General features: G+C 55.6%; 20 protein-coding genes and 2 pseudogenes. 11 read left to right on the top strand and 11 right to left on the bottom strand.

The annotated features are described in order from the left end of the window. Genes EQV24_RS16595 through EQV24_RS16580 form a run of 4 tightly spaced genes read right to left on the bottom strand, consistent with a single transcriptional unit; the run spans position 1 to position 1,620 of the window. The gene (locus EQV24_RS16595) at positions 1 to 381 is read right to left on the bottom strand and encodes a response regulator (RefSeq protein WP_013095414.1); all 381 of its coding nucleotides are present in this window, start codon (positions 379 to 381) and stop codon (positions 1 to 3) included. Positions 382 to 403: 22 nt separating this feature from the next. Beyond that, positions 404 to 664 (bottom strand): XapX domain-containing protein, encoded by a 261-nt coding sequence (locus tag EQV24_RS16590; protein WP_013095413.1) that lies wholly within the window; start codon positions 662 to 664, stop codon positions 404 to 406. Then, positions 661 to 873, bottom strand: a complete 213-nt coding sequence (locus tag EQV24_RS16585; protein ID WP_013095412.1) for a DUF1427 family protein — start codon at positions 871 to 873, stop codon at positions 661 to 663. The genes EQV24_RS16590 and EQV24_RS16585 overlap by 4 nt, the downstream gene beginning before the upstream one ends. 60 nt (positions 874 to 933) lie before the next feature. Then, the gene (locus tag EQV24_RS16580; protein WP_013095411.1) at positions 934 to 1,620 is read right to left on the bottom strand and encodes a hydrolase; all 687 of its coding nucleotides are present in this window, start codon (positions 1,618 to 1,620) and stop codon (positions 934 to 936) included. Positions 1,621 to 1,837: 217 nt separating this feature from the next. On the opposite strand from EQV24_RS16580, the gene EQV24_RS16575 reads away from it, so the two are divergent. The 6 genes from EQV24_RS16575 (at position 1,838) to mcrC (ending at position 9,798) form a co-directional block, all read left to right on the top strand. Continuing rightward, on the top strand, positions 1,838 to 3,709 hold the full coding sequence (locus tag EQV24_RS16575; protein WP_038418608.1) for an amidohydrolase: 1,872 nt from the start codon (positions 1,838 to 1,840) through the stop codon (positions 3,707 to 3,709). Beyond that, on the top strand, positions 3,709 to 4,116 hold the full coding sequence (locus EQV24_RS16570) for a DoxX family protein (protein WP_020687449.1): 408 nt from the start codon (positions 3,709 to 3,711) through the stop codon (positions 4,114 to 4,116). Before EQV24_RS16575 ends, EQV24_RS16570 begins: the two co-directional genes overlap by 1 nt. Then, a complete protein-coding gene (locus EQV24_RS16565) occupies positions 4,113 to 5,732 on the top strand; it encodes an MFS transporter (protein WP_013095408.1) in 1,620 nt (539 codons plus the stop codon). Before EQV24_RS16570 ends, EQV24_RS16565 begins: the two co-directional genes overlap by 4 nt. 30 nt (positions 5,733 to 5,762) lie before the next feature. Continuing rightward, the gene (locus EQV24_RS16560) at positions 5,763 to 6,584 is read left to right on the top strand and encodes an alpha/beta hydrolase (RefSeq protein WP_014830493.1); all 822 of its coding nucleotides are present in this window, start codon (positions 5,763 to 5,765) and stop codon (positions 6,582 to 6,584) included. Positions 6,585 to 6,715: 131 nt separating this feature from the next. Beyond that, on the top strand, positions 6,716 to 8,668 hold the full coding sequence (locus EQV24_RS16555) for an AAA family ATPase (protein ID WP_130626850.1): 1,953 nt from the start codon (positions 6,716 to 6,718) through the stop codon (positions 8,666 to 8,668). After that, positions 8,665 to 9,798, top strand: a complete 1,134-nt coding sequence (gene mcrC / locus EQV24_RS16550) for a 5-methylcytosine-specific restriction endonuclease system specificity protein McrC (RefSeq protein ID WP_130626849.1) — start codon at positions 8,665 to 8,667, stop codon at positions 9,796 to 9,798. The genes EQV24_RS16555 and mcrC overlap by 4 nt, the downstream gene beginning before the upstream one ends. 40 nt (positions 9,799 to 9,838) lie before the next feature. On the opposite strand, the gene EQV24_RS16545 is transcribed toward mcrC, so the two are convergent. Further along, a complete protein-coding gene (locus tag EQV24_RS16545) occupies positions 9,839 to 11,233 on the bottom strand; it encodes an MFS transporter (protein ID WP_130626848.1) in 1,395 nt (464 codons plus the stop codon). Between the two features lie 50 nt (positions 11,234 to 11,283). Beyond that, positions 11,284 to 12,372, bottom strand: a complete 1,089-nt coding sequence (locus EQV24_RS16540; RefSeq protein WP_129253175.1) for a cellulase family glycosylhydrolase — start codon at positions 12,370 to 12,372, stop codon at positions 11,284 to 11,286. Between the two features lie 185 nt (positions 12,373 to 12,557). On the opposite strand from EQV24_RS16540, the gene EQV24_RS16535 reads away from it, so the two are divergent. Beyond that, a complete protein-coding gene (locus EQV24_RS16535; protein ID WP_129253173.1) occupies positions 12,558 to 13,565 on the top strand; it encodes a LacI family DNA-binding transcriptional regulator in 1,008 nt (335 codons plus the stop codon). Here EQV24_RS16535 and fosA read toward each other — a convergent pair. Next, the gene (fosA, locus tag EQV24_RS16530; RefSeq protein WP_040020209.1) at positions 13,551 to 13,976 is read right to left on the bottom strand and encodes a FosA/FosA2 family fosfomycin resistance glutathione transferase; all 426 of its coding nucleotides are present in this window, start codon (positions 13,974 to 13,976) and stop codon (positions 13,551 to 13,553) included. The genes EQV24_RS16535 and fosA overlap by 15 nt on opposite strands. A 199-nt stretch (positions 13,977 to 14,175) precedes the next feature. Here fosA and trpS point away from each other — a divergent pair. Beyond that, positions 14,176 to 15,156 (top strand): annotated as a pseudogene (gene trpS, locus EQV24_RS16525) (tryptophan--tRNA ligase); the annotation flags it as partial. A gap of 172 nt (positions 15,157 to 15,328) precedes the next feature. Here trpS and EQV24_RS16520 read toward each other — a convergent pair. The 3 genes and pseudogenes from EQV24_RS16520 to EQV24_RS16510 all read right to left on the bottom strand — a co-directional run. After that, positions 15,329 to 16,021 (bottom strand): annotated as a pseudogene (locus tag EQV24_RS16520) (type VI secretion system contractile sheath large subunit); the annotation flags it as partial. Positions 16,022 to 16,053: 32 nt separating this feature from the next. Further along, a complete protein-coding gene (gene tssB / locus EQV24_RS16515; protein WP_130626847.1) occupies positions 16,054 to 16,554 on the bottom strand; it encodes a type VI secretion system contractile sheath small subunit in 501 nt (166 codons plus the stop codon). Between the two features lie 705 nt (positions 16,555 to 17,259). Next, positions 17,260 to 17,730: a SymE family type I addiction module toxin gene (locus EQV24_RS16510; protein WP_130626846.1), complete on the bottom strand. Its 471-nt coding sequence runs from the start codon at positions 17,728 to 17,730 to the stop codon at positions 17,260 to 17,262. A 448-nt stretch (positions 17,731 to 18,178) separates the two neighbouring features. Between EQV24_RS16510 and EQV24_RS16505 the strand changes: the two genes are divergently transcribed. Genes EQV24_RS16505 through EQV24_RS23675 form a run of 3 tightly spaced genes read left to right on the top strand, consistent with a single transcriptional unit; the run spans position 18,179 to position 19,885 of the window. Then, positions 18,179 to 19,192 (top strand): HNH endonuclease domain-containing protein, encoded by a 1,014-nt coding sequence (locus EQV24_RS16505; protein WP_130626845.1) that lies wholly within the window; start codon positions 18,179 to 18,181, stop codon positions 19,190 to 19,192. Next, a complete protein-coding gene (locus EQV24_RS16500) occupies positions 19,192 to 19,776 on the top strand; it encodes a class I SAM-dependent methyltransferase (protein ID WP_130626844.1) in 585 nt (194 codons plus the stop codon). The genes EQV24_RS16505 and EQV24_RS16500 overlap by 1 nt, the downstream gene beginning before the upstream one ends. Continuing rightward, positions 19,748 to 19,885 carry a hypothetical protein gene (locus EQV24_RS23675; RefSeq protein WP_165876021.1) on the top strand — a complete coding sequence of 46 codons (138 nt, stop codon included), beginning with the start codon at positions 19,748 to 19,750 and terminating at the stop codon, positions 19,883 to 19,885. Before EQV24_RS16500 ends, EQV24_RS23675 begins: the two co-directional genes overlap by 29 nt. A gap of 186 nt (positions 19,886 to 20,071) precedes the next feature. On the opposite strand, the gene EQV24_RS16490 is transcribed toward EQV24_RS23675, so the two are convergent. After that, a complete protein-coding gene (locus tag EQV24_RS16490) occupies positions 20,072 to 23,590 on the bottom strand; it encodes an AAA domain-containing protein (protein ID WP_130626842.1) in 3,519 nt (1,172 codons plus the stop codon). Between the last annotated feature and the right edge of the window lie 82 nt (positions 23,591 to 23,672).

The following is a 23,672-nucleotide window of genomic DNA, read 5'->3' as shown; positions in this document are numbered from 1 at the left end:
TTATTGTCGGCGGGCCAGCTCCCGCTGAATATGATCCAGCAGAATATCGATGTTAATAGGCTTACGCAAAAATGCAGCGGCGCCCAAATCAAGAGCGTACCGCTGCATATTTTCATCAGCATGACCGGAGATAAAGAGCACGGGGGGAGGCGGGGCAGCCAGCAGCCGCAGCTTTTCAAACAGCTCCAGGCCGTTCATGCCCCGCAGCTTGATATCGGTGATCACCAGCGCCGCGCCGGACAGGGCGAACGGGTGGCTCAGAAACACCTCTGCCGAATCAAACGTGTCGGTCGCATACCCTTCCGACTCCAGGAGGTTACTCAGCCCGCTGCGGACAGAACGTTCGTCATCAATGATGGCAATGCGCCACGGCAGCGTCATGCTGTTATTCCTCAAAAAATCATTAAACGTCGCGGTTTTCCTTCACGGGCGCGGGAGGCGCCGTGCCGCTGATTTTCGGCACACACTCGTGACGAAACCAGGCCAGAGTCAGCGGTTCGCGATTCAGTATGCGACGTCCCACCGGGATCAGCTGTTCGCCCACCAGCATACCAAACAGGCCAAGCAGGGCGACAACCGGCGGTGCCGGAGAGTGGACGTTGAGCAGAGCGTAAATTACCCCAGCCAGCACGCCGCACACCAGCGAAATTATCCAGGCCTTCATGATGACTCTCCTGCCGGATGGTGAACCACTGCCGGAACGCTCACCACGCTGTCGCGGGCTAACAGATGGCGCGTCGCCTGCTCCCCGGCCAGCATCCCCAGCAGGCCAATCAGCGCCAGCGCGGGCGGCGCGGGGGAGCGTACCTTCAGCGCGGCATACATCAGGCCGATCAACACGCCTGCCGCAAGGGATATCAACCCTGTACTCATAGAGAACTCCAGAAAGCAGTCAGTGGCAGGCCGGATGAGGGACCAGCCTGCCGCCGGGACTTAGCGGGCCGGGACCGGCGCTAAGGTACGGTGCTCGCTCTTCTGGCGAGACGGCGCTTTGTGCACCATGGTGTAAGCGTAATCCACGCCCATGCCGTACGCGCCGGAGTGCTCGCGCACGATATCCATCACCGCGGTGTAGGTCTCTTTACGCGCCCAGTCGCGCTGCCACTCCAGCATCACCTGCTGCCAGGTCACCGGGATCACGCCCGCCTGGATCATGCGCTGCATGGCGAAGTCGTGGGCTTCTTTGGTGGTACCGCCGGACGCGTCCGCCACCATATAAATTTCGTAGTCACCTTCCAGCATTGCGCACAGGGCAAAGCTGTTGTTGCACACTTCGGTCCACAGACCGGCAACCACCACCTTCTTCTTGCCGTTGGCTTTCAGCGCGTCGCGCACCTTCTGGTCATCCCAGGAGTTCATGGAGGTACGCTCCAGAATGTCCTGGCCCGGGAACACGTCCAGCAGCTCCGGGTAGGTGTTACCGGAGAAGCTTTCAGTCTCTACGGTGGTGATGATGGTCGGGATGTTGAACACTTTGGCCGCTTTCGCCAGCGCCACGGTGTTGTTTTTCAGCACCTGGCGGTCAATAGACTGCACGCCAAACGCCATCTGTGGCTGATGGTCGATGAAAATAATCTGACAGTTCGCAGGGGTTAATACTTCGAGCTTTGAAGAGGTCATAGCATTTTCCAGTGGTTAAGGGTGAAATCGCCGTGAGTGCCACGCCGATAAAGTCGCCCCCATCCTGCGGCCTTCTGCGCCTGTGCGTAATTATCTCTTCGTATAGTTAACCTTAGGTATAGTTATACTTTGGTATACCTATCCTATTGTATAACTGGATCTTTGCCGAAACCGGTTCCCATAATCCTGACCATTCCCCTCTCAGTCAGGAGCAGTTATGGTTACCCTTGGAAAAGCCGATCTCATTCTGGTTAACGGCCAGTTTCACACCGTCGATCGCGAGAATCCTGTGGCGGAAGCCGTCGCCGTGCGCGACGGAAAATTTCTGGAAGTGGGTACCGTCGCCGAGGTGATGCAACACCACTGCGACGGCACTAAAGTGGTGGATTTAAAAGGCCACACCGCCATCCCCGGCCTGAACGACTCCCACCTGCACCTCATTCGCGGCGGGCTGAACTACAACCTCGAGCTGCGCTGGGAAGGCGTGCCGTCTCTGGCCGATGCCCTGCGGATGCTGAAAGAACAAGCCCTGCGCACGCCATCGCCACAGTGGGTGCGCGTGGTGGGCGGCTGGAGCGAGTTCCAGTTTGCCGAACGCCGCATGCCAACCCTGGACGAAATCAACGACGCCGCGCCGGACACCCCGGTCTTTATCCTGCACCTCTACGACCGCGCCCTGCTCAACCGCGCCGCGCTGAAGGTGGTTGGCTACACCAAAGACACGCCAAACCCGCCGGGCGGCGAGATCCAGCGCGACGCCAACGGCAACCCGACCGGGATGCTGATCGCCCGTCCGAACGCCATGATCCTCTACGCCACGCTGGCCAAAGGGCCGAAGCTGCCGCTGGAGCAGCAGGTTAACTCCACCCGCCAGTTTATGCGCGAGCTGAACCGTCTGGGGCTGACCAGCGCCATCGACGCGGGCGGCGGCTTCCAGAACTACCCGGAAGATTACGAGGTGATTGCCGAGCTGCACGAGAAGAAGCAGATGACCGTCCGCATCGCCTACAACCTCTTTACCCAGCGTCCGGGCCACGAGCTGGAAGACTTTGAGAAATGGACCGACATGCTCACGCCGGGCCAGGGCAGCGACTTCTTCCGCCATAACGGCGCGGGCGAGATGCTGGTCTTCTCCGCCGCCGATTTTGAAGATTTTCTCGAACCACGCCCGGATCTCGCGCCGGGCATGGAGGATGAGCTGGAGCGCGTGGTGCGCCATCTGGTAGAGCACCGCTGGCCGTTCCGCCTGCACGCCACCTACAACGAGTCCATCAGCCGCATGCTGGACGTGTTCGAAAAAGTTAACCGCGATATTCCGTTTAACGGCCTGCACTGGTTCTTCGACCATGCGGAGACTGTCACCCAGGCCAACATCGACCGCATCAAAGCGCTCGGCGGCGGCATTGCCGTGCAGCACCGTATGGCCTTCCAGGGCGAATACTTTGCCGAGCGTTACGGCATTGAAGCCACCCGCCATACGCCACCGGTGGCAAAAATGTTGGAGACCGGCGTACCGGTGGGCTTAGGCACCGATGCCACCCGCGTGGCGAGCTACAACCCGTGGACCGCCCTCTACTGGCTGGTCTCTGGCCGTACCGTCGGCGGGATGCAGATGTACGATCACAGCGCCCGTCTGGATCGCGACACCGCCCTGATGCTCTGGACCCAGGGCAGCGCATGGTTCTCCAGCGAACAAAACCAGAAGGGGCAGATCAAAGTCGGCCAGCTCGCCGACCTGGCGGTGCTGAGCAAAGACTACTTCCGCGTGCCGGAAGAGGAGATCAAGGGCATCGAATCCGTCCTGACGGTGGTCAACGGCGATATCGTCTACGCCGCAGGCAGCTTTGGCCCGCTGGCCCCGCCTGCCATTCCGGTCCTGCCTGAGTGGTCCCCGGTGGTGAAGGTGCCGGGCCACTACCGCAGCGCGCCGCCGCAGGCCACACGCGTGGGTATGAACGCCGTCCACCACTGCAGCGGCCCGTGCGGGGTGCACAGCCACCAGCATGATTTTGCGCGCACGTCAGAGATACCGGTGTCGGACGATAACGCATTCTGGGGGGCGCTGGGCTGCAGCTGCTTTGCATTCTGATGAAAAACACCTTTGCTCCGCCCCGGGTCGACCTGGGGCTGTTTTTCCTGCGCCTGACCGGCAGCCTGCTGTTGCTGTACGTGCACGGCCTGCCGAAGGTGCTGCACTTCAGCGAAGAGCTGACGCGCATTGAAGATCCGTTCGGCTTCGGGCCCTGGGCGAGCCTGATCCCGGCGATTGTCGCCGAGGTGATCTGCCCGCTGTTTATCATTGCGGGCGTCTACACCCGCCTGGCGTGCCTGCCGATTATTGCCGTGCTGCTGGTGGCGATGCTGGCGGTACACCCGAACTGGTCGATTGCCGAAGGGCAGTTTGGCTGGCTGCTGCTGATTATCTTCACCACCCTTGCCCTGACCGGGCCGGGCCAGTGGCGGCTGCAGCGTAAGGTAACGGAGAAATTTGCATGACCCAGGTTAACGACGTTCGTGACGCCCACGTCGAGACGACGCCCGCACCGACGGTTTCGCCCTGGCAGCCACTGAGCCAGCCGGTATTCCGCATGCTGTGGATCGCCACGGTGGTCTCTAACGTCGGCTCATGGATGAGCGACGTCGGTATTAACTGGAGCATGCTGAGCCTGAGCGCCGATCCGCTGGATATCGCGCTGGTACAGGCGGCCAGCAGCCTGCCAATGTTCCTCTTCGCCCTGCCGTCCGGGGTGATGGCGGACATCGTCGACCGACGTAAATACCTGCTCTTCTCCCAGCTGTGGGTGTTCATCGCCGCCGCCGGGCTGGCGGTGCTCTCCTTCACCGGCCACGTCACGCCTGCGGTTCTGCTGGTGACGACGTTTCTGCTGAGCGTGGGGGCGGCGATGAGCTCGCCGCCGTTCCAGGCGGTGGTGCCCGACCTGGTGAGCAAGCCGGAGCTGGGTGCCGCCGTGGCGCTCAACTCGCTCGGGGTGAACATCAGCCGGGCGATTGGCCCTGCGCTGGGCGGTTTTCTGCTGTCACTGGCCGGGCCGTGGATGGTGTTTGCCCTGAACGCGCTCTCCGTGGTCGGCGTGGCGTGGGTGCTGTGGCGCTGGCGTCCCGCACCGACAGTGCAGCGTCTGCCGCCGGAGCACTTCTTCTCGGCGGTGCGCTCTGGCATCCGTTACGTACACGCCGCGCCGGTGCTGCGCAACGTGCTGGTGCGCACGGTGGCCTTCTTCGTTTTTGGCAGCGCGGGCTGGGCCCTGCTGCCGCTGGTGGCGCGCCGCGAGCTGGGTTTAGGCCCGGCGGGCTACGGCGTGATGCTGGCGTGCATTGGCCTGGGGGCGATCGCCGGGGCCATCCTGCTGCCGCGACTGCGCCAGCGGCTGAACGCCGACCGCCTGATGGTGGCCGCCAGCCTGACGTTTGCTCTTACCATGCTGGCGCTGGCGTTCGTACGCCACTTCTGGCTGCTGAACCTGTTTGAGTTTTTCACCGGCTTCGCGTGGATTGCGGTGCTTTCCACCCTCAATCTCGGCGCGCAGCGCAGTGCGGCACGCTGGGTGAAAGCCCGCGCGCTGGCGGTCTACCTGACGGTGTTCTTCGGCTCGATGACCGCCGGCAGCGCCCTCTGGGGACAGATCGCTTCGCAGTTTGGCACCCCGACTTCGCTGGTGGTCGCCACGCTGGGAATGGTGCTGGCGAGCGCGACGGTGTTCCGCTGGAAGCTGGAGAAAGATCCTGATTTAAATCTCGACCTCAGCGGCCAGCCGCTGGACGGCGTGGAGATCGACCTGCCCAACGAGCGCGGCCCGGTGCTGGTGTCGCACGAGTACATCATCGACCCGCACAACGCGAAAGCGTTTTTGCAGGCAGTGCACGAGCTGCGCCGGGTGCGCCGCCGCGCCGGAGCGATGAGCTGGGCGGTGTACGAGGATATCGAACGCCCCGGACTGTTTATCGAGACCTTCCTGATGGGCTCCTGGATTGAGCATCTGCGCCAGCAGGAGCGCCACACCATGAATGACCTCCTGCTGCAGAGCCGCGTTCTGGCTTTTCATCAGGGCACAACATCACCGGCTATTCGCTACCTGGTCGCGCCGGTATAACCATAACCATCACCTGTACAGGAACACACTATGGCAACGTTTAAGGCAAAAGACGGCACGCAGATTTACTACAAAGATTGCGGCGCGGGTAAACCGGTTCTCTTCAGCCACGGCTGGCCGCTGGACGGCGACATGTGGGACAGCCAGTTGAACTACCTGGCCGAGCGCGGATTCCGCGCCATCGCCTTTGACCGTCGCGGCTTTGGCCGCTCGGATCAGCCGTGGAACGGCTACGACTACGACACCTTTGCGTCCGATATCAACGACCTGATTACCACCCTGGACCTGCAGGACGTGACGCTGGTGGGCTTCTCCATGGGCGGCGGCGATGTGACCCGCTACATCAATAACTACGGCAGCGCACGCGTGGCCGGTCTGGCGCTGTTGGGCGCGGTCACGCCGATCTTCGGTAAATCAGATACCTTCCCGCAGGGTGTAGATCAGAGCGTGTTCGACGGCATTCGCGACGGCCTGCGTAAGGATCGCGCCCAGTTCATCAGCGACTTCGCCACCCCGTTCTACGGCATCAATGCCGGGCAGACCGTCTCTGCCGGTGCCCTGACCCAGACGCTGAACATCGCCCTGCTGGCGTCACTGAAGGGCACCATCGACTGCGTGACCGCGTTCGGCGAAACCGACTTCCGCCCGGATATGGCGAAAATCGACGTGCCGACGCTGGTGATCCACGGCAGCAACGACCAGATCGTGCCGTTTGAAAGCACCGGCAAGCTGGCGGCAGAGATGATCAAAAACGCCACGCTGAAGGTGTACGACAACGCGCCGCACGGCTTCGCGCTGACCCACCAGGATCAGCTCAACGAAGATCTGCTGGCGTTTGTGAAGTCGCTGTAAGATGGTCTGAGGGCATGTCGTTATGGCATGCCCTTATAGATCACTGTTTTAGGTAGTTATTCACTAAGGCTTACAATCCCGTAAAATTCAGTCGCCAGGTTACAGAAGCCTGAAATTTTACTGGAGAGCATATGGACGCAGTTGAGCAAGACGTCAGATTCGCATGGGCAGACTTTTATCAGACATTTGCCTCTCAGCTACTGACCTGGCGAAATCGAAGAGAGGAGTTGGTGGCGGGCATTCACCGCATTGCTGCTGAGATTGGCAGTATGTCACACCTGCAAGACAAGCCCGCTAATGGCGCTCCCCATCCTTTGAAAGACATTTGTCCTTTCACCACTATGGGCTTGTTTAATCGCTCACTTACCGTTACCAACCGAAGAAATATCGCAGCCAGCCTGGCAAAACTGATAGGCGTTCGCGAACCGGTTCCTGAATCGTTCGACGGTATTCCGCTGCTGAACAATCAGAAGTCATGGTTCTTTGGCTATGAGAAATCACGTAAGCCAGAAGACATCGATACGCTGTGGGAAATGTTTTCTCAGGCAATCTCCTTCGCCGACACCCCAAACGCCGATCCCACGGACTTCCTCTTGTCTTATGACGCCGCATCTAACGTGCGCAATGTTGGCTGGAACCTGACGATGGGATTGTACTGGCTACGCCCCTGGTTCTATCCTACGCTGGATAGCCAGTCTCAGTACTACATTCAGAAAGTCCTGAATATTAAAATCATTAAAAAAGGTGCCAAAGGGCGCTGCAGTGGACACAACTATCAGACCGTAGCGCTGGCGCTCAAAAAGGCCTTTACCCAGCCAAACTATCCGGTTCACTCCTTCCCTGAACTCTCCCTGGCGGCATGGAATATCGATTTACATCAGTCAAATGATGAGGTCGAGCGGCTGACATGGAAAGCGTATTTGCTTAATAAAATCAAACTACTGTGCCTGAAAAAAGACAACCCATACTTCTCCTTGAGGGAGTTAAAAGAGGCTTATCTGGAGGAGATTAAGGCGGATTATCCCAATAACAATACGGTTGAATCGTCCATTTCATATTATCTGCAAAAACTACGTGATGATGATGAACTGGAGTTTCAGACCCCCGGTAACTATGAATATCTCAACTTCGATAAAGGTGAATTGCAGAGCATCACCGAGGAAACGGTTGAAGAGAACGTGCCCGCTGAAATCTCTTACAAGCCTTACGCGATAAGCAATTTGATCGACGAAGGCTGCTTTTTAGAAGAGGATAAAATCCAACTCATCCTTCAGCGTTTACAGGCCAAAAAAAACCTGATCCTGCAGGGCCCGCCGGGAACCGGTAAAACCTGGCTTGCTCGCCGCCTGGCGTATTGCCTGATGGGCGAGGAAACCTCTAAGCGCATCAGCGCGGTGCAGTTCCACCCTACCCTCTCCTACGAAGATTTTATTCGCGGCTGGCGTCCTAATAATGAAGGACGTTTAGCACTGGTAGACGGGCCTTTTCTCCATGCGATAGACAGAGCAATAAACGATCCGACGACTAAATACGTGGTCATCATTGAAGAGATTAACCGGGGCAATCCTGCGCAAATTTTCGGCGAAACGCTGACGCTGATGGAGGCGGATAAACGCACACCGAATGAGGCGCTTGAGCTCTCATACCGATCGGATATGGACGAAAAAACCTACATTCCTGAAAACCTGTACATCATCGGGACGATGAATATCGCTGACCGCTCGCTTGCCCTGCTAGACCTGGCATTACGGCGCCGCTTTGCGTTTATTGATCTTAAGCCCGAATTCAACGACACGTGGAAAAAGTGGGTTAACCAACGGTTTAATGTGAGCCTGGAAACATTAGCCCTTATAGAATCCCAATTAACCGCGTTAAATGAAAAATTGTCCAGGGACGCGGCGCTAGGGCCACAGTTTTGTATCGGGCATAGCTATTTTACCCCACCCACGGGGTTGAAAATTGACGACGGGATGGCCTGGTACGAGCAGGTTGTCGAAACCGAAATCTGCCCTTTACTTGCCGAATACTGGTTCGATGCGCCGGAGAAAGTCCTGGATGCCAGAAAGGGACTTCTCAGCGTATGACCGATCTTGCTGAACGTGGCGATACGCAGGCTCGGGCAGCTGTATCGCGCATTCCTTTGCGCAACATCTGGCTATTGATGCTGTACGCCTCCAGTCTGTTTCGCCACCACGGGCGCAGCATGGTTGCCGCTGAAAACAACCCGGAGGAGATCCCGGCGCTGGTAGCCAGAATCCTGCTTCACGAAGTGGAACAGCGGCTGTTAAGGCAGTTAAGTGTGGGATACCAAACACGCCGCGCCACGCTTAACAGGGTAAGAGGACGCATTGATGTTCTGCGTACAACCAGTCGACAATTGCTTGAGCGGGCACAGGTAGCGTGTCTGTTTCAGGAAATGACGCTGGATACACCACGAAATCGCTATGTTCGCTCTGCGCTAGAGCACCTTGTTCCACTGCTCAGCGACGGCGCGCTGGCTGCGCAATGTCGCGCAATGGCAGTCAATTTGCGTCGTAGAGGTATCGAGGGCGCTATGCCCAGCAAAGGTGAACTGCCGTCAATCACGCGCTTTGGTCGCCACGATGCGGCGGATAAAGCCATGGTCGATGCCGCGCAGCTGGCATTTGAATTATGGCTACCAACCCAAACTGCGGGGCAAAAACTGTTGCCAACGCCGTCTGATGACCCTTACTGGATGCGTAAGCTGTTCGAGAAAAGTATGGCGGGTTTCTATCACGTCCATCTTCCCAAAAAAGACTGGACAGTCGCTGCCGGAAAAGAGTTGAAATGGAGATTAACGTCTCATAGTGCAGGGAGCGAAAGTATTTTCCCAACCATGAACTCGGACATCATTCTTGAGCACAGGCAACCTGCACAGCGCATCATCATCGACACTAAATTCAATAACATTCTGATTAAAGGCTGGTATCGCGATCAGAGCTTGCGCAGCGGTTATATCTACCAGATGTATACTTATCTGCGCACGCAGGAGAACCGAACAGACCCGCTATCTCTCCGTTCGGCTGGATTATTACTTCATCCAGCCGTCGACGTAATGCTCTCCGAATTCGTTGAGGTACAGGGGCATAAAATCCACTTTGCCACCGTTGATTTAGCAGCAGATGCCGTCACAATGACTCAGCAATTATTGAAATTAGCCCAAGATTGCTGTGGGATAGCTGACGTGAATTAAGTTCTGAAGTGGACGCCTGCATGACAGGCGCCCACCTGGATTAGTTCGCCGGTGCCGGGCGCTCCAGCCGCTTATTCTCCGAACCGCTATTTTCTATATGATGCCTGCGCTCCGCCAGCAGCCGACAAATCTCCGCATGCTTCTCCTCGGTAAAGGTAAAGCGCGACATAAAGCCCATGCGGATCAGCGACCCAATCGCCGGCAGCAGGCAAATCCCGAAGAACAGCCCGGACAGCACGCCTTCGCTCTGGATCTGCGCCTGCGGCACGTAGCCGATCATCGTCAGAAACACGCCGATGAGCCCGCCGCCTACCGCCACCGACATCTTGCCGGTAAAGGTCTGCCCGGAGAAGGTGATCGCCGCGCAACGTTTGTGGGTGTGATACTCCGCGTACTCGATGGTGTCGGCAATCATCGACGAGGTGAGGATATTGGTCATCATCACGAACAGCGTGCTCAGGCCGAGCAGAATGAACAGCATCGTCACCTGCTGATACCCGATGAACCACATCACCACGCGCACCGCCACGTCCAGCCCGCAGAGGATCATAAACAGCTTCCGCTTCTGCATCCGGCGCGTCAGCATCGGGGCCACCAGGCACAGCACCGCCGCCACAATCCCCATCACGCCAATCGCCATCTGCAGGCCGCCGTCGCCCAGGTTATTGATAAAGAAGTAGATATAGAGACCGCCCGCCACGTTGTGGAACACGCAGAAAAAGAACGACAGCAGCACAATAAACAGCGGCTTGTTCTGGCGCAGGTTGTGGAAGGTGTCGCGGATGGTCACCTTTTCCGGGCTCGGCGGCACGCGCTCTTTGATCTGCATAAAGCCGTTAAGCATCAGCGGCAGGCCCACCAGCATCATCACCAGCGCCGCCATAAAGTAGCCTTTGTCATTGCTGTACTGGGCGAAGAACGCCGCCAGCTTCGGGAAGAAGATGTTGGCGCAGGCAATGCCCGCGTTCACCCCAAGCATCGCCGCCGTCACCGCGCGGGTGCGCTGGGCGGAGTCGTTGGTCATCACCGACGACATCGACCAGAACGGGGTATCGGAGATGGCATACAGCGTCCCCCACAGGATATACGTCACCCCGGCGTAGAGGATTTTGGTGGTCATGTCCGCTTCGATTTTATAGAACGACAGCAGCGTGACGCCGGTGATCAGCAGCGGCGCGATCAGCAAAAAGTGGCGAAACTTACCGAACCGGCTGTTAATGGTGTCCATAATGCTGGCAAACAGCGGATCGTGAACCGCGTCCCACGCGCGGGCAATCAGGAAGATGGTACTGGCCGCCAGCGCCGAGATCCCCAGCACGTCGGTGTAAAAATAGTTAATAAACGAACCCACTAAACCAAAGCTAAAACACTGACCTAAACCATAGCCAAAATAAGACCACAACTCGCGAGACGGTATTTTCATTGTCATTGCCATTGTTATATGCCTGCCTGGTTGCCCGGCGGTCGGCCGCCGGGTCAATATTATTAGCCCTGCGCCTGCGGGGCGATCTTGCGCAGCTGCTGCATTAATGCGATTTCACGGCGTGAGAACGGAATGCCGTTCTCCTCGAACACGTCGTGGAACCAGAGGCGGCAGTAGTCCGTGGACTCCGTCATCACCACCGGCCACGGCAGCCACGTCTGGGTTTTGCCGCGCACCAGCCCCCACTGGTACGGCGCGACCTTCGCCGCGTACATCAGCGGAAGCTGCTCCTCAATGGTGCTGCCCACGTGGCGCGCCAGCCATTCGGTGCAGAACAGCGGCCGACCAAGCTGTTGCAGTTGCTGAATAATCGCCGTCATACGGCCGGTGTGGGTGTAGGCGTGGAAGCTCACCACGTCCGAGAGCGCCAGTGCGGTCTGGTCCAGCGGATGCTGGAAGAACGTCTCGCCCTCCTCTTCCGGCGGCAGACGCCACGCGCAGACGGTGAGCGGCTGGGTCGGGTCTTCTTCACGCACCCACTGGAACGCCAGCTTCATCAACTCATGCGCGCAGGTCTCCAGCTTCGCGTCGTACTGCACCTCCTGCGTGCCCGTCGCGAAAATGCCGCGGTTGCCCGGCTCGTTATAGAGATCCCACAGCAGCACGCGCTTATCGTCGCGGAACTGGCGGACAACGTCGCGGATATAGCGCTCAATCTGCGGCCAGCAGTCAGGATCGCACACCTTGTCGCGCCCCGGGCTCGCCGCCGCCTGGCTGTTGTGCTTGCCCGGCACCGGCGGCTTTTGCGGGCCGAGGTACGGCTCGTCGCCGGAGAAGCCGCAGTCGTCCATCAGGGTCAGCATGGTGCTGAAGCCGCGACCGTCAGCAATCGTCAAAAAGCGGTCAATGCGCGCCATCAGCCCGTCGCGGTCGTGCTCCCAGACAATAAACGGCAGGTTGATGCGCAGGGTGTTATAACCCGCCTCCGCCGCCCAGCCCAGCTCGCGCTCGATGGTGGCGGCATCGAAGGTCTCTTCCTGCCAGATATCGGTCCAGTTCACCGCCGTCGACGGCAGGTAGTTAAACCCGCACAGCCAGCCTTTTTGCTGATACCACGCCTGTGCCTGCTCCCTGCTCCACTGCTCTTTCATTACGCGTCCTCTTACTGATAATATTTAGCTAATAAATATTAGTTGCGGGATAAATGCGCAAATTACGGCGTTTAGAAAAGCGACGGCCCTCACAAAGTTCACGCTTCGATGAATGAGAAACGTGATCGACGGCGCTAAAGCGTGCGGTTAGGGTATGATGCAAAGTCGCGAAAGGGAGAGGACGGATGAAGCGAAAAACGAAAGTGACGATGAACGATATTGCGCGGGCGGCGGGCGTGTCGCAGGCGACGGTATCGCTGGTGCTTAACCAGTCCCGCAACATCAAGCTCAGCGACGACACCCGCCAGCGGGTGATTGGCGTCGCTACCGAGCTCGGCTATGACCGCCTCCCCGCCGTTCACGCCCCGCGCAACCAGGAAGAGATCGCCCTGCTGGTGAGCTCCATGCAGAGCTTCGACCCGTTTATCGACGCCATCAGCCAGGCGCGGGAAGCGGCGTGGCGCAACGAGACCCTGCTCACCGTCTACGACTACGGCGACGACATCGAGCTGGCGTTGAACATCATCCGCCAGCTGGAGAAGCGCAACTGCATCGGGATTATTCTCGCCTCTCCGGTCACCACGCTGGTGGACATGACGGCGTTCCAGGACTGCACCCGCATCCCGCTGGTGCTGCTTAACCAGCGCGACCCCGGCTCGCCGCTGCTGCCGTCGTTTATCCCGGACGACTACGCCAACGCCTTCCAGGTGACTAAACACCTCATAGCCTGCGGGGCCACGCGCATCGCCCACATCACCGGCGAGAGCTGGATGGAGGCCTCGCGCCAGCGTCTGGCAGGCTACCAGGCGGCGCTGCAGCAGGCCGGACTCGCGTGCGACGACAGCCTGGTGCGCCAGACCAACTGGCAGTTCAGCGAATCCTTTACCGCGACAGCTTCCCTGCTGGAACTGGCCGAGCGCCCGGACGCCATCTTCTGCGCCAGCGACTGGCTGGCGATTGGCTGCTATCAGGCGCTGGCGGTGAACGGCGTGCGCATCCCGCAGGACATGCTGCTGGCGGGCTACGACGACCAGAAGATTTCCGAGCAGCTCACCCCGCCGCTGACCAGTATCCAGCTGCCCTACAGCGAGCTGGGACGGCTGGCGGTGGAGTACCTGTGTAATCAGGAAGATGCCGCCACGCACGTGACGCTGGCGGGCAGGCTGAAGGTACGCGCCTCAAGCCCCGTCTGAGGTAAACACCATGCCCGCATAGGGCTTCTCGCGACACGCCGCCAGCCGCGCGGCGAGGCTGCCCACGTGCAGCTCCAGCTTGTGCCCGTCCGGGTCGAGAAAATAGAACGACGCCCCCTCGCTTTTGTTCTGCTTCCAGACGGTGACGCCCGCCTGCTCCAGCCTTTGCGAGAACGGTTCAAAATCCTCTTCCGCCACGGTAAACGCGTAATGGGTGTAGTCGCTCTCCTGCGGCGGCACATACTGGCGCGCCTCGTCGTACGACAGGCAGACCCACAGATCGCCGCAGGTGAGATAGGCCCCGGTATTCCAGCGGGCATGCAGCGCTAACCCCAGCAGCTCGTGCCAGAAGGTGACGCTTTTTTGCAGGTCGCTGACCGCGAGGGTCAGGTGGTTGAGTGATTGCAGCATGACGTGCCCTTTTGTTTTTTGCGCCGGACGTGATACGGTAAAAGCATGAACATAAACCACGCCGTGCTCACCGTAAACCGCTGGTGGCTGCCTTCTTAAAGGCGGCACGGAGTAGTTTTCCCCATTTTCAGATAGCCGCCGAAAGGCGGCTTTCACACATCTCAGACCCCTTTCGGCATTACAACGTTAAGGAGTCTTTATGAACCCGCAAACCATCCTCACCGGCGACCGTCCAACCGGCCCGCTGCACCTTGGCCACTTCGTCGGATCGCTGCGCCAGCGCGTGGCGCTGCAGCAGACGCACAACCAGTTTGTGCTGATTGCCGACCTGCAGGGGCTGACCGACAACGGCAGCAACCCGCAGAAGATCCGCGACAACATCCCCGAAGTGCTGGCCGACTATCTCGCCGCCGGCATCGACCCGAACCTGACCACGATCTGCCTGCAGTCCGCCCTGCCCGCCCTCGCCGAGCTGACGATGCTGTACATGAACATCGTCACCGTCGCGCGCGTGGAGCGTAACCCGACGGTGAAAAACGAGATTGTGCAGAAGGGCTTCGCCCGCTCGCTGCCGGTCGGGTTTATGGCCTATCCCATCAGCCAAGCGGCGGACATCACCGCGTTTAAGGCCGAGTGCGTGCCCGTCGGCGACGACCAGCTGCCGATGATTGAGCAGACCAACGAGATTGTGCACAAGATGAACAGCCTGCTGCCCGCCCCGGTGCTGCGCCACTGCAAGGCGATGCTGAGCGACACCAGCCGCCTGCCCGGCATCGACGGCAGCGCCAAGATGTCGAAATCGCTGGGCAACACGCTGCACCTTTCGGCCAGTGAAGAGACCATCCATCGCGCGGTAAGCGCCATGTACACCGACCCGAACCACCTGAAGGTGAGCGACCCGGGGCAGATTGAGGGGAACGTGGTGTTTACGTATCTCGACGCGTTTCATCCGGACAAGGACAAAGTGGCGGCGATGAAGGCGCACTATCAGGCGGGCGGGCTGGGCGACCGGGTGTGCAAGAACGAGCTGGAGGGGTGTTTGCAGGAGCTGATTGCGCCGATGCGGGAGCGGAGGGCGATGTTTATGCGTGACAGGGGCGAGTTGATGGCGATGCTGAAGCGCGGGACCGAACGGGCGCAAGGGGTGACGCAGGCGACGTTGCGGGAGGTGAAGGTTGGGTTCCGGCTTACCGGCACGTGGGTGCAGGGACCAGACGTACAGGGGGAGTTTCCAGCCCAGCGCATCCGTGCGGTTGCTTATGGCATGAGACAGGCAATCCATGGTGCTTTCAGACGGCACCGGTAACGGCTGCTCTAGCCCCGGAGCAGCCAACTGGTCGAAAGCGGAAGTCAGCCACCTGCTCCATATTTTCCTTGAGGAAAAATTTCGGCCCGGCAGAGCCAATAAACGGCATATGCGCTGACGCCGATACTTTGGAGATATTGCGCATCAGCGCCACATCCTGCGGGCTGGCGTCGAATTCATACGCGGAGATCACCGCCCCGATCGGTTCACCGCCCGGGGTGTCGTATTCTGCGATATAGGTGTGTGTATACAGTCCGCTCTGGATAATTTCCGGAGAGTCTTCAAAATCCTGGCGCAGGTCTTCTTTGGAGACGTCGAGGATTTCGGTTTTGACGTTCTGGCGATAATCGGTGTTGTCCACCAGGTGCTTTAGACCACGCCACAGCCCCTCAACCCGTTGAAACTCCGGGTTGTGCATCACGGCATCCAGCTGGCGGCTAATCTGGTAGTCCAGCGTGGCAATATGGTGGTCAATCAGGGTCTTATCCAGCTTCTCAACTTTTGCACCTGATTTACTCAGGCATTCCAGGAACACCTGCATTCCGGCAGTCAGACGCTCGTCAGCGCTCGCATCAGACATGGCCTGCGCATCCTGCCAGATATCCAGCGCGCTCAGTTCAGAAACCGGGCTGAGATTGATTTTCTCAAACAGGGAAGCATAAACACCGCCCGTCTGCGGGCGTTCCAGCACAACACTTTCGCCCGTAACGGCATTTTGATTTTGTACAGACATCAGCATTTCCTCATTAATCCGTTAATTCATTGCGACCGTTACGGCTGTTTCGGTGCCAGAGCAGACAATTCATCGCGCAGTTCGCGGCTGAGCGCCGGGTCAAGCAGGATTTTTTCCAGCTCTTTTCGGAAGCTCTGGTTATCCAGCAGATTCGCTTTCAAATCGCGAAGCAAATTGCGCATGGCGAGCATGGCCTTCAGTTGGGGGATCTGGCGCGCGACCTCTTCTGGCGTAAAATCTTTGATGTCGCGAAATGTCAGGCTGATATTCTCTTCGCTGCCATCACCCGCCAGTGTATTTTCAACGGTGAGATTCACTTTTGGGGAATATTCGGAAAGCACTGCATTAAAGTTATTTTTATTTATATCGATTTTTTCACGCTCTGATAACGGTCTTTGTTCTGCACCATTACTGAAATCGCCAGTCACCAGCAATTTAAGCGGCAATTCAACTTTCTTCTGGGCTCCCCCGGTATGTAAATCCAGTTTTAAATTAACGCGCGCCTTCGGAATCTCATTCTGGAAGCTTTTCTCGCTCATAAATCCCTCTTATCACCACTGTGTGAAAGTTTCCTGACTACATTTCTTTACACGCGGATAATAGGGTAAATGGCCGAACAAAATCAAATACGCAGATCTTTGTTTTTCAACAGGAAAATTCTTAAGAATATTCCTTCAAAAGGCAGGATTAATCCGAAAACAATAAGAACAAGGAGCGCCAACAAACATGTAAAATCCTCCAGGTTTTCGTTAATTCCCAGAATAACTATCCAAAGAAGAGGTAAAACATAGTTGCCAGGTAATTAAATTAGCAAAACCGAACAAAAATTAACCTACTTCAACGCGCTGAAGTTTTTGCGTCAATTAAAGAAATATCTCAACAAATTAAGCCAATGAAAAATTCTGAAATATCGCCGCACCGCCAGACGCCATGCACAAGTGCGATGTAAAGCGTAATACTTTTGTCCATTTCTGGACTGGACGTGAAAAGGGCGATTAAAAATTGAGAAGTGTGAAGTTAATCACAAATATAGGATCGACCCATGTTTTGCAATGCAGAAAAATCCGGGCAATCATGCCCCCCTCATATCAATGAATAGCACCTCAACAGTTGGACACCCAACTGAATAAGGTGCAGATTCATCCATCGTAGCAGGATGCCCGGACCGGAACTGTTAGCAGCATTTACCGAAGAGCATTCCTTGCCTGTCAGCATGACGGGCAAAAAAATATTTTCTCTAAACGTTACGCTTTCGTCTGCCCATTCCCACGCTTTATCACCGGTATATCCCCCGTATCATTCAACGCACCCGGAAATGTTTTTAACCACTGTGCGACTTTCTGTTTATTTATATTCACCACACTCATCCCTTCCAGACATCCCCATAATTCTCTTGTATGCTGTGGCGTAATCACGATGCAGTCTTTCATGGCGCGGATTTTCACCGGCATGCCGTTGATAAAGCCTGCACGGGTTAACCAGTCCCCGCCCAGGAGAAGGTATTTCATGTCTATGCGTGCATACAGTTCGCAGCAGGCTGCACTGTCCTGCAGCGTTTCCGCGCGAGGGTGGATGGGCGCCGCATTGGGCGGGTTGCCGTGCAGACGGCGGGCGCTGTTTTTGCGTACCAGCTCGTGGTTTTTAATCATGCCGGTGAAAGCGTCTGATTCTGTTATGCAAACGGTAAACTCTGGCTTAAAATTCGTCGCAGCCATTTTCAACTCCTCGATAGTTGGTTGTGGTTAGCGGTATGGGGGTGTTGCAGCACCTTCATATCGCGAATTCCTCGTTAAATATTCTTTAATACTTCCTTTGCCGTTCGGCGTAATTTCTGGTGCTTATTATACAGGGCTGAATATAAATACAGCGGTTTGGTGTGGGGTAAATTTGGAATTTGCGAGGGGGATTCAGGAAATAAGATTTTAATTCGAGAAATGACAACACTTCGGCTGGAAATCACTTCAACTCACCTCCTCCAGATATCTGTTCGTTCGCAAACCTGGCGCTAATGCCGCATCGGTTGCCTCCACACCTTTCTCACATATCTCTCAAAAATTCATCAAACCGATAGATTAACGATTTACATCACTCTGGTTTTGTTATGTGATCCTGTTACAGGCTTTAGTAACGCCCTGCCCAGCCAACCGTAACAGGACTTCATCGATGGAATTTTATCAGGCCGATCCGACGCTTGAGAACTACTGGCGTGGAGTGATTCTCTTTGGAAGGAACGTCGCATCTTACAAATTTGCGCTGGCGTCAGCGTTGTATGAAGTGGATAAGACGGGCAGCGATTTGATTACGCTCGACCAGCTTGCCGTGCCGTTCAGCCGTTATCTTTGCGAGCACCTGAAACATGCGCCAAAACAGATCACCTCCCGCAGCAGCCAATTTCTGGAAACCTGCCTGAAGTTCAACCGAGGTGAAATCACCCATGCCCAACTCATTGAAGCAACGGTGCGCCTCGGCTTTAACAACGTGATCGATGCCTTTCACTACGTGAACCAGGGCGAAATCGATAAACGTTTTTTCCTTGATGAGCGCAAAACCCACAATGGGATCCGCCTGACGGACAACTTCTATTTACTGGGCGAACGCCTGCAGTATAAAAACCTCGCCTTTGAAACCAATGCCCGCTGGAACCTGGTAGAACAGGCCTGGTCGATGGGGATATCGCGTAACCTTGTGGGCGTAGAGTTCGACGAAGATAATCAGCTGTTGTTCACGAGGGTGAACGCGCGTCGCGTAGACATCACCAGCTGTCGCGACAGCCTGAATGGATACCAGAAAGGACGGTGTTTTTATTGCTTCAAACCCATCAGCCTGGTACCGGGAGACGCAGAACTGGCGGACGTCGACCACTTTATTCCCTGGGCTGCCCGCCAAGAAGTGAGCAATATTAACGGCGTGTGGAACTTAGTGCTGGCCTGCCGGTGCTGTAACCGTGGCGTCGAAGGCAAGTCGGCACGCATTCCCGAGCTCAGGCTCCTGCAGCGGTTACACACCCGCAATGAGTATTTTATTCAGAGCAAACTGCCGTTACATGAGACGATTGTTCTACAGACAGGGCAACGTCCTGAAGCACGGAAAAACTTTCTTCAGCGTAACTGGCAGGCCGCGCTGGACAAGCTTATCCATACCTGGAAACCCAACGCGGAAGGCGAGGCAACGTTTTAATGACACTTCACTACTACCAGAACCACGCGCAGGATTTCTTCGATGGCACGGTCAATGTCGATATGACCACGCTCTACGAGGCCTTCACGCAACATCTGCCTCACGGTGCCAGGGTTCTGGATGCGGGCTGTGGTTCAGGCCGGGACGCAAAAGCCTTTCATGAGATGGGTTATCAGGTGGATGCTTTTGATGCCTCTTCCGCGATGGTGGAACTGGCAAGGCAACATACCGGGTTACCTGTACAGCTGATGACATTTTCAGAGATCGACGCTAAAGCGCAGTACGATGGGATCTGGTGTTGTGCCTCTTTGCTGCATGTCCCCTCTTCTGGGTTACCTGCGGTGATGCAAAAGCTTGCGGATGCGCTTAAGCCTGGCGGCGTCTGGTATGTATCCTTTAAGTATGGCAACGGTGAGCGGGTGCAGGGTGAACGACGGTTTACGGATCTGGATGAAGAGGGATTGCGGGAGTTGCTGAAGACGGTTCCGGGGATGGAGATAGCTTCGCTGTGGGCGACTCAGGATAACCGCCCGGACAGGGATGAGAAATGGCTGAATGGGATATTACGAAAAACCGCCGCTTGATCATCAGGCGGTGCTAATCGACACGGATTATCTCGATGCGGTTTTCATCATCGCCAGCATGATTCTGTTGATGTCTTCAGTGCGCTGGCCACGCCTGATTTCCCAGTGAGAGAACATTCCGACGCTTCTGTATAGACAATTTCTCCGTCGAACACGTCGAATAGTCCTCCAGCCTTTATCTTTCTTATGCTGCTCATACTTACATCTCCACGAGCAGTACACGGCAAAAATCTGTCAGAGCGTCAGGCCTGAACACCCAATAACGTATCGGTGTGTTCAGGCACTTACCACAGTTTTATAACTGCCGCTGCTCAAGGCTGGAATAAATCGTTTTGATCTCAGATTTTAAGCTATCACCGCGATAGACCATCGATGTGTCATAGCGCTGGTATCTTTCCTCTCGCGCGGCGCTAAACCAGTTAAAGGAACCAACGCAGAGTAGTCCCTCATCGCCAATCACAATCTTACTGTGAACACGGTTGACCAACTTCGTCATGATGCCAATTTCATTCAACCTTTCCAGGGCTTCATTCAGGCGCTGATGTTTCTCTTTCCGCTTTTCAAAATCTGCATGCTCTGTATTAAACGTTTTATCCGTTACTACAGTGATATCAATGCCACGGGCGCGCGCCTGAGACATCGACGCCAGAAAACCTGTCTGTTCCAGCTTTTGCCAGGTGAGCCACGGTGAAACGATAGTAATACTCTGATTAATAGCGTCAAAAGTCTGGTTCAGAAACGCATCATGTTGCTCCACCCCGTGCAGGGTTGAAATCTGCGTTTGCGAAGTACTTAAATCCTGGCGCTCCTGAAACTCAAACTGCAATGCATTTTCAGTGGACGCAAAAAGATATTTTGCCAGCAGTCCCCGTGGTGACGATCCGGGTTGGATCTCAAACAGATCCATATCGCCAAAGACCATGAAGCTATCTTTCGCACGCGAAACGGCGACGTTCAGCATGCTGCTGTCGCTGTCAATAAAACTGCCATCTTCATGCTTCGAATATACAGGGGAGAAAAGCACAATCGCCCTTTCCGCCCCCTGCAATGAATGGACAGTACCGACTGTCAGCGAATTTTCATCGCCACTACAATTAATATCCAGCTTACGTAATGACGATTTAATCGTACTGACTTGTGCCGAAAATGGGGTAACAACCCCCACTACTTTATGTAGAGGTTCGCCATAATGACGTTCGATTTCCTCTTTGTGCGCCGCTAGCCACGCAGCTATCGTCTCAGCTTCAAAGGCGTTATAACGGCTTCCTCCACTGGCCTGCATACCTTTACCATCAATATGCAGATATCCCATTGCAGGAAATATTGTCTCTTTTTCTTCCCCTCGTTTGGGCTGCAACTTACCGTGATAGCAGAGGGTGTTACAGTAGCCAATGATGTTATCGAAACAGCGACGGTGTTCGTACAGATACATCCCCCGCGCAAAGTCCGGATCATATTGATAGCGCGAGTTAAACTGGGCGATCTTCATGACACTGCCAGATGCAGCACTCTTTCCTGAGTCACACACCAGGGCATAAGATTCGGTAAGTTCTTCTTGGGTACCACCAGGAAGGATATTCTCCTCAACCATGTTGCCGATATCAATACCGGGCAAGCTATTCCAGATAGGCGCAATCTGTTCTGTGTCACCAATCACCAGGGCTTTCTTCGCCAGTGCGAAGGAGGCTGCGGCAACCTCAGGAAGCACCTGCCCCGCTTCGTCGACAATTAGTAAATCGGCAAAGTTATATAAATAGTTATCGTCGAATTTCTTATTGCCGCCGACAAATTCGCTGGTTTTCATATGGTAAGGAAACATGAAGCACGTCATGACTACACAGGGGGTTAGCTTCATTCTACGCTGCCAGCGGGCCTTTGTACTTTTCGCACCAGTACGACCTTTTTCCTTTTGAATATTATCTATGGCAGCCATATCCATCAGCCACCGACCTTCCCAGTAATGCGTCGCCAGCAAAAACATTGGGAAACGGAGCTGTGTATCGGCAAGCTCATCGGCTTCGTGCAGACTTAACTCTGTTTCGCCCGGATTCCCCAGTGAGTGAGTAATATGGTGCCAGCGCATAGCTGCTTCGCTTTCACGTCGGGAAATGTCCTCAGCAAGATCCATTTGCTGCTGATACCCGGCCTGCTCTTTACGCGCTTGTTCAATCAGGCCATTGATAAAGGCATCAATTCCATCGGGCAGAGCGCCCTGGAATGCTGTCATTCTTTCGCCAAACGTAGCCTCTAAAAACAGCTTCATTTGATAGTGACGCTTAGTACGCACGGCGGGAAGCCAGGAGAAGAGAGCGAACATGAACGACTCACCGGCGCGATATTGTTCCCACTGTTTTTTACCCTGCGTTAATAGCGAGATTTCATTTGTGCTATTGAGCAGTGACGTTCTTTTATCCTCAATATACTGTTCGAGATCGTCGCTGACGGCGCTCCGCTCCTCGCGGATGGCGTTCAGGGCGTCCCACGCAGGCTCGATTTGCTCAAGCTCTGCAGAGAGTTCAACTAAACGCTGATGCAAGAGATCCACAACCTGTTCAGGTGAATGGCATTCCACAGTCGGAAATGCTGCGCTTGCCTTTTCAAGGAAAAAGAACCGGGCATCTTCTACATATTCAAGGGATTCAACGCGGTTAAAAAAGTCTTCCGTCTGGTATTTTTTTGCTGCCTCGGCTTTTCGGCTTGAAGACGGGAAGTAAGCGCCAAAGCTTTTTACATCAGGTAACCAACGTCCGGCCATAGGCCCGCTGCCGGTAGCAAAATCTTTTCCGAACGCCTCAATAATGTTGGTAACCGCCTGGTTGTTGGTTGAAGTCGCAATCACTACTGGCGGTTCAGTTTTGTTAAGCGCCGCCCTCGCCCACTCCGTGGAAATGATAGAGAGCACCAGTGTGGTTTTTCCGGTTCCCGGAGGACCGTTGACGGCAAGAATATCGCCCGGCTGCTGAGTGAGATAATGGCTCAGGGCATCGCGCTGTGCGACAGCCAGAGGAAATTTGTCGCCAGAATGGCCCAGACGCTCAGTGAACATGGCATTACTGGCAAGGAGCGGCTCAACAGGAGATTTATCCGTTGAGGCAAAGCGTGCCAGTAATGGCACCTCTTTTTTGCACGACAGTAAATGATCGTACATGGGCAGAATATGAATGCTGGCGCCGCCAGACTGATTGGCTTTAATCACATAGCCATATCCAGCCGGCTCATATTGCTCTGGTGAATCGAGCCATTTCCCGGCCACACTTTTTAAAAGTTCATTTGTCTCTTTCAGGTACGTTTGCCACAACTGCTTATAGCGAGCATATCGTTCCGCCTGCTGTTCGTCTGTTTCCTCGCGCTGTTCATCCTCATCTTCGGGACCAAAAGTGACCGAATCATGTGTGGTTTTGTACCTGTCATATTCTGTCATCTCACCAATAGAAAAGGTGCCTTTAGGGAGAGGTTCAAGCAGATCACGGGGAATGGTTGCAGGAGATGCGGGGAACAAAAAGCCCTCTCGGTTCATCAGTGCGGAAGTAACCAGAGGCGTAACTATACCTGGTGCGCCTGCCGTCCGTTCCTTGCCATGCTTTAACAGGCGGATCCATACCTGCGGTCGTAACATTACCTCGACGGTCTTAACCTGCTCGTCTTCGCCCTCGAAGAACGCTTGCACGATCTCTTCATCCAACCTGCCCCGATCGACATTCATCCACTGAGTAAATGACTCTTCATCTTTGCGCTCAAATGCCCCTTTTCCAGACTCGGCGTCAGCTAAGGTATTACGCCAGTATGAAGTGAATCCCTGAGTGTTACTGTCCATTCCCCATCCCGTGACTTAAATGAAATTATTGATTTCGCTGATATAAATCCTTCATATGATTAAGTATTGTCCACGTTGCGAG

Source organism: Enterobacter sp. A8 (genome assembly GCF_004296595.1).
GTDB lineage: Bacteria > Pseudomonadota > Gammaproteobacteria > Enterobacterales > Enterobacteriaceae > Enterobacter > Enterobacter cloacae.
This window is presented reverse-complemented; position numbering and strand designations above follow the sequence as displayed.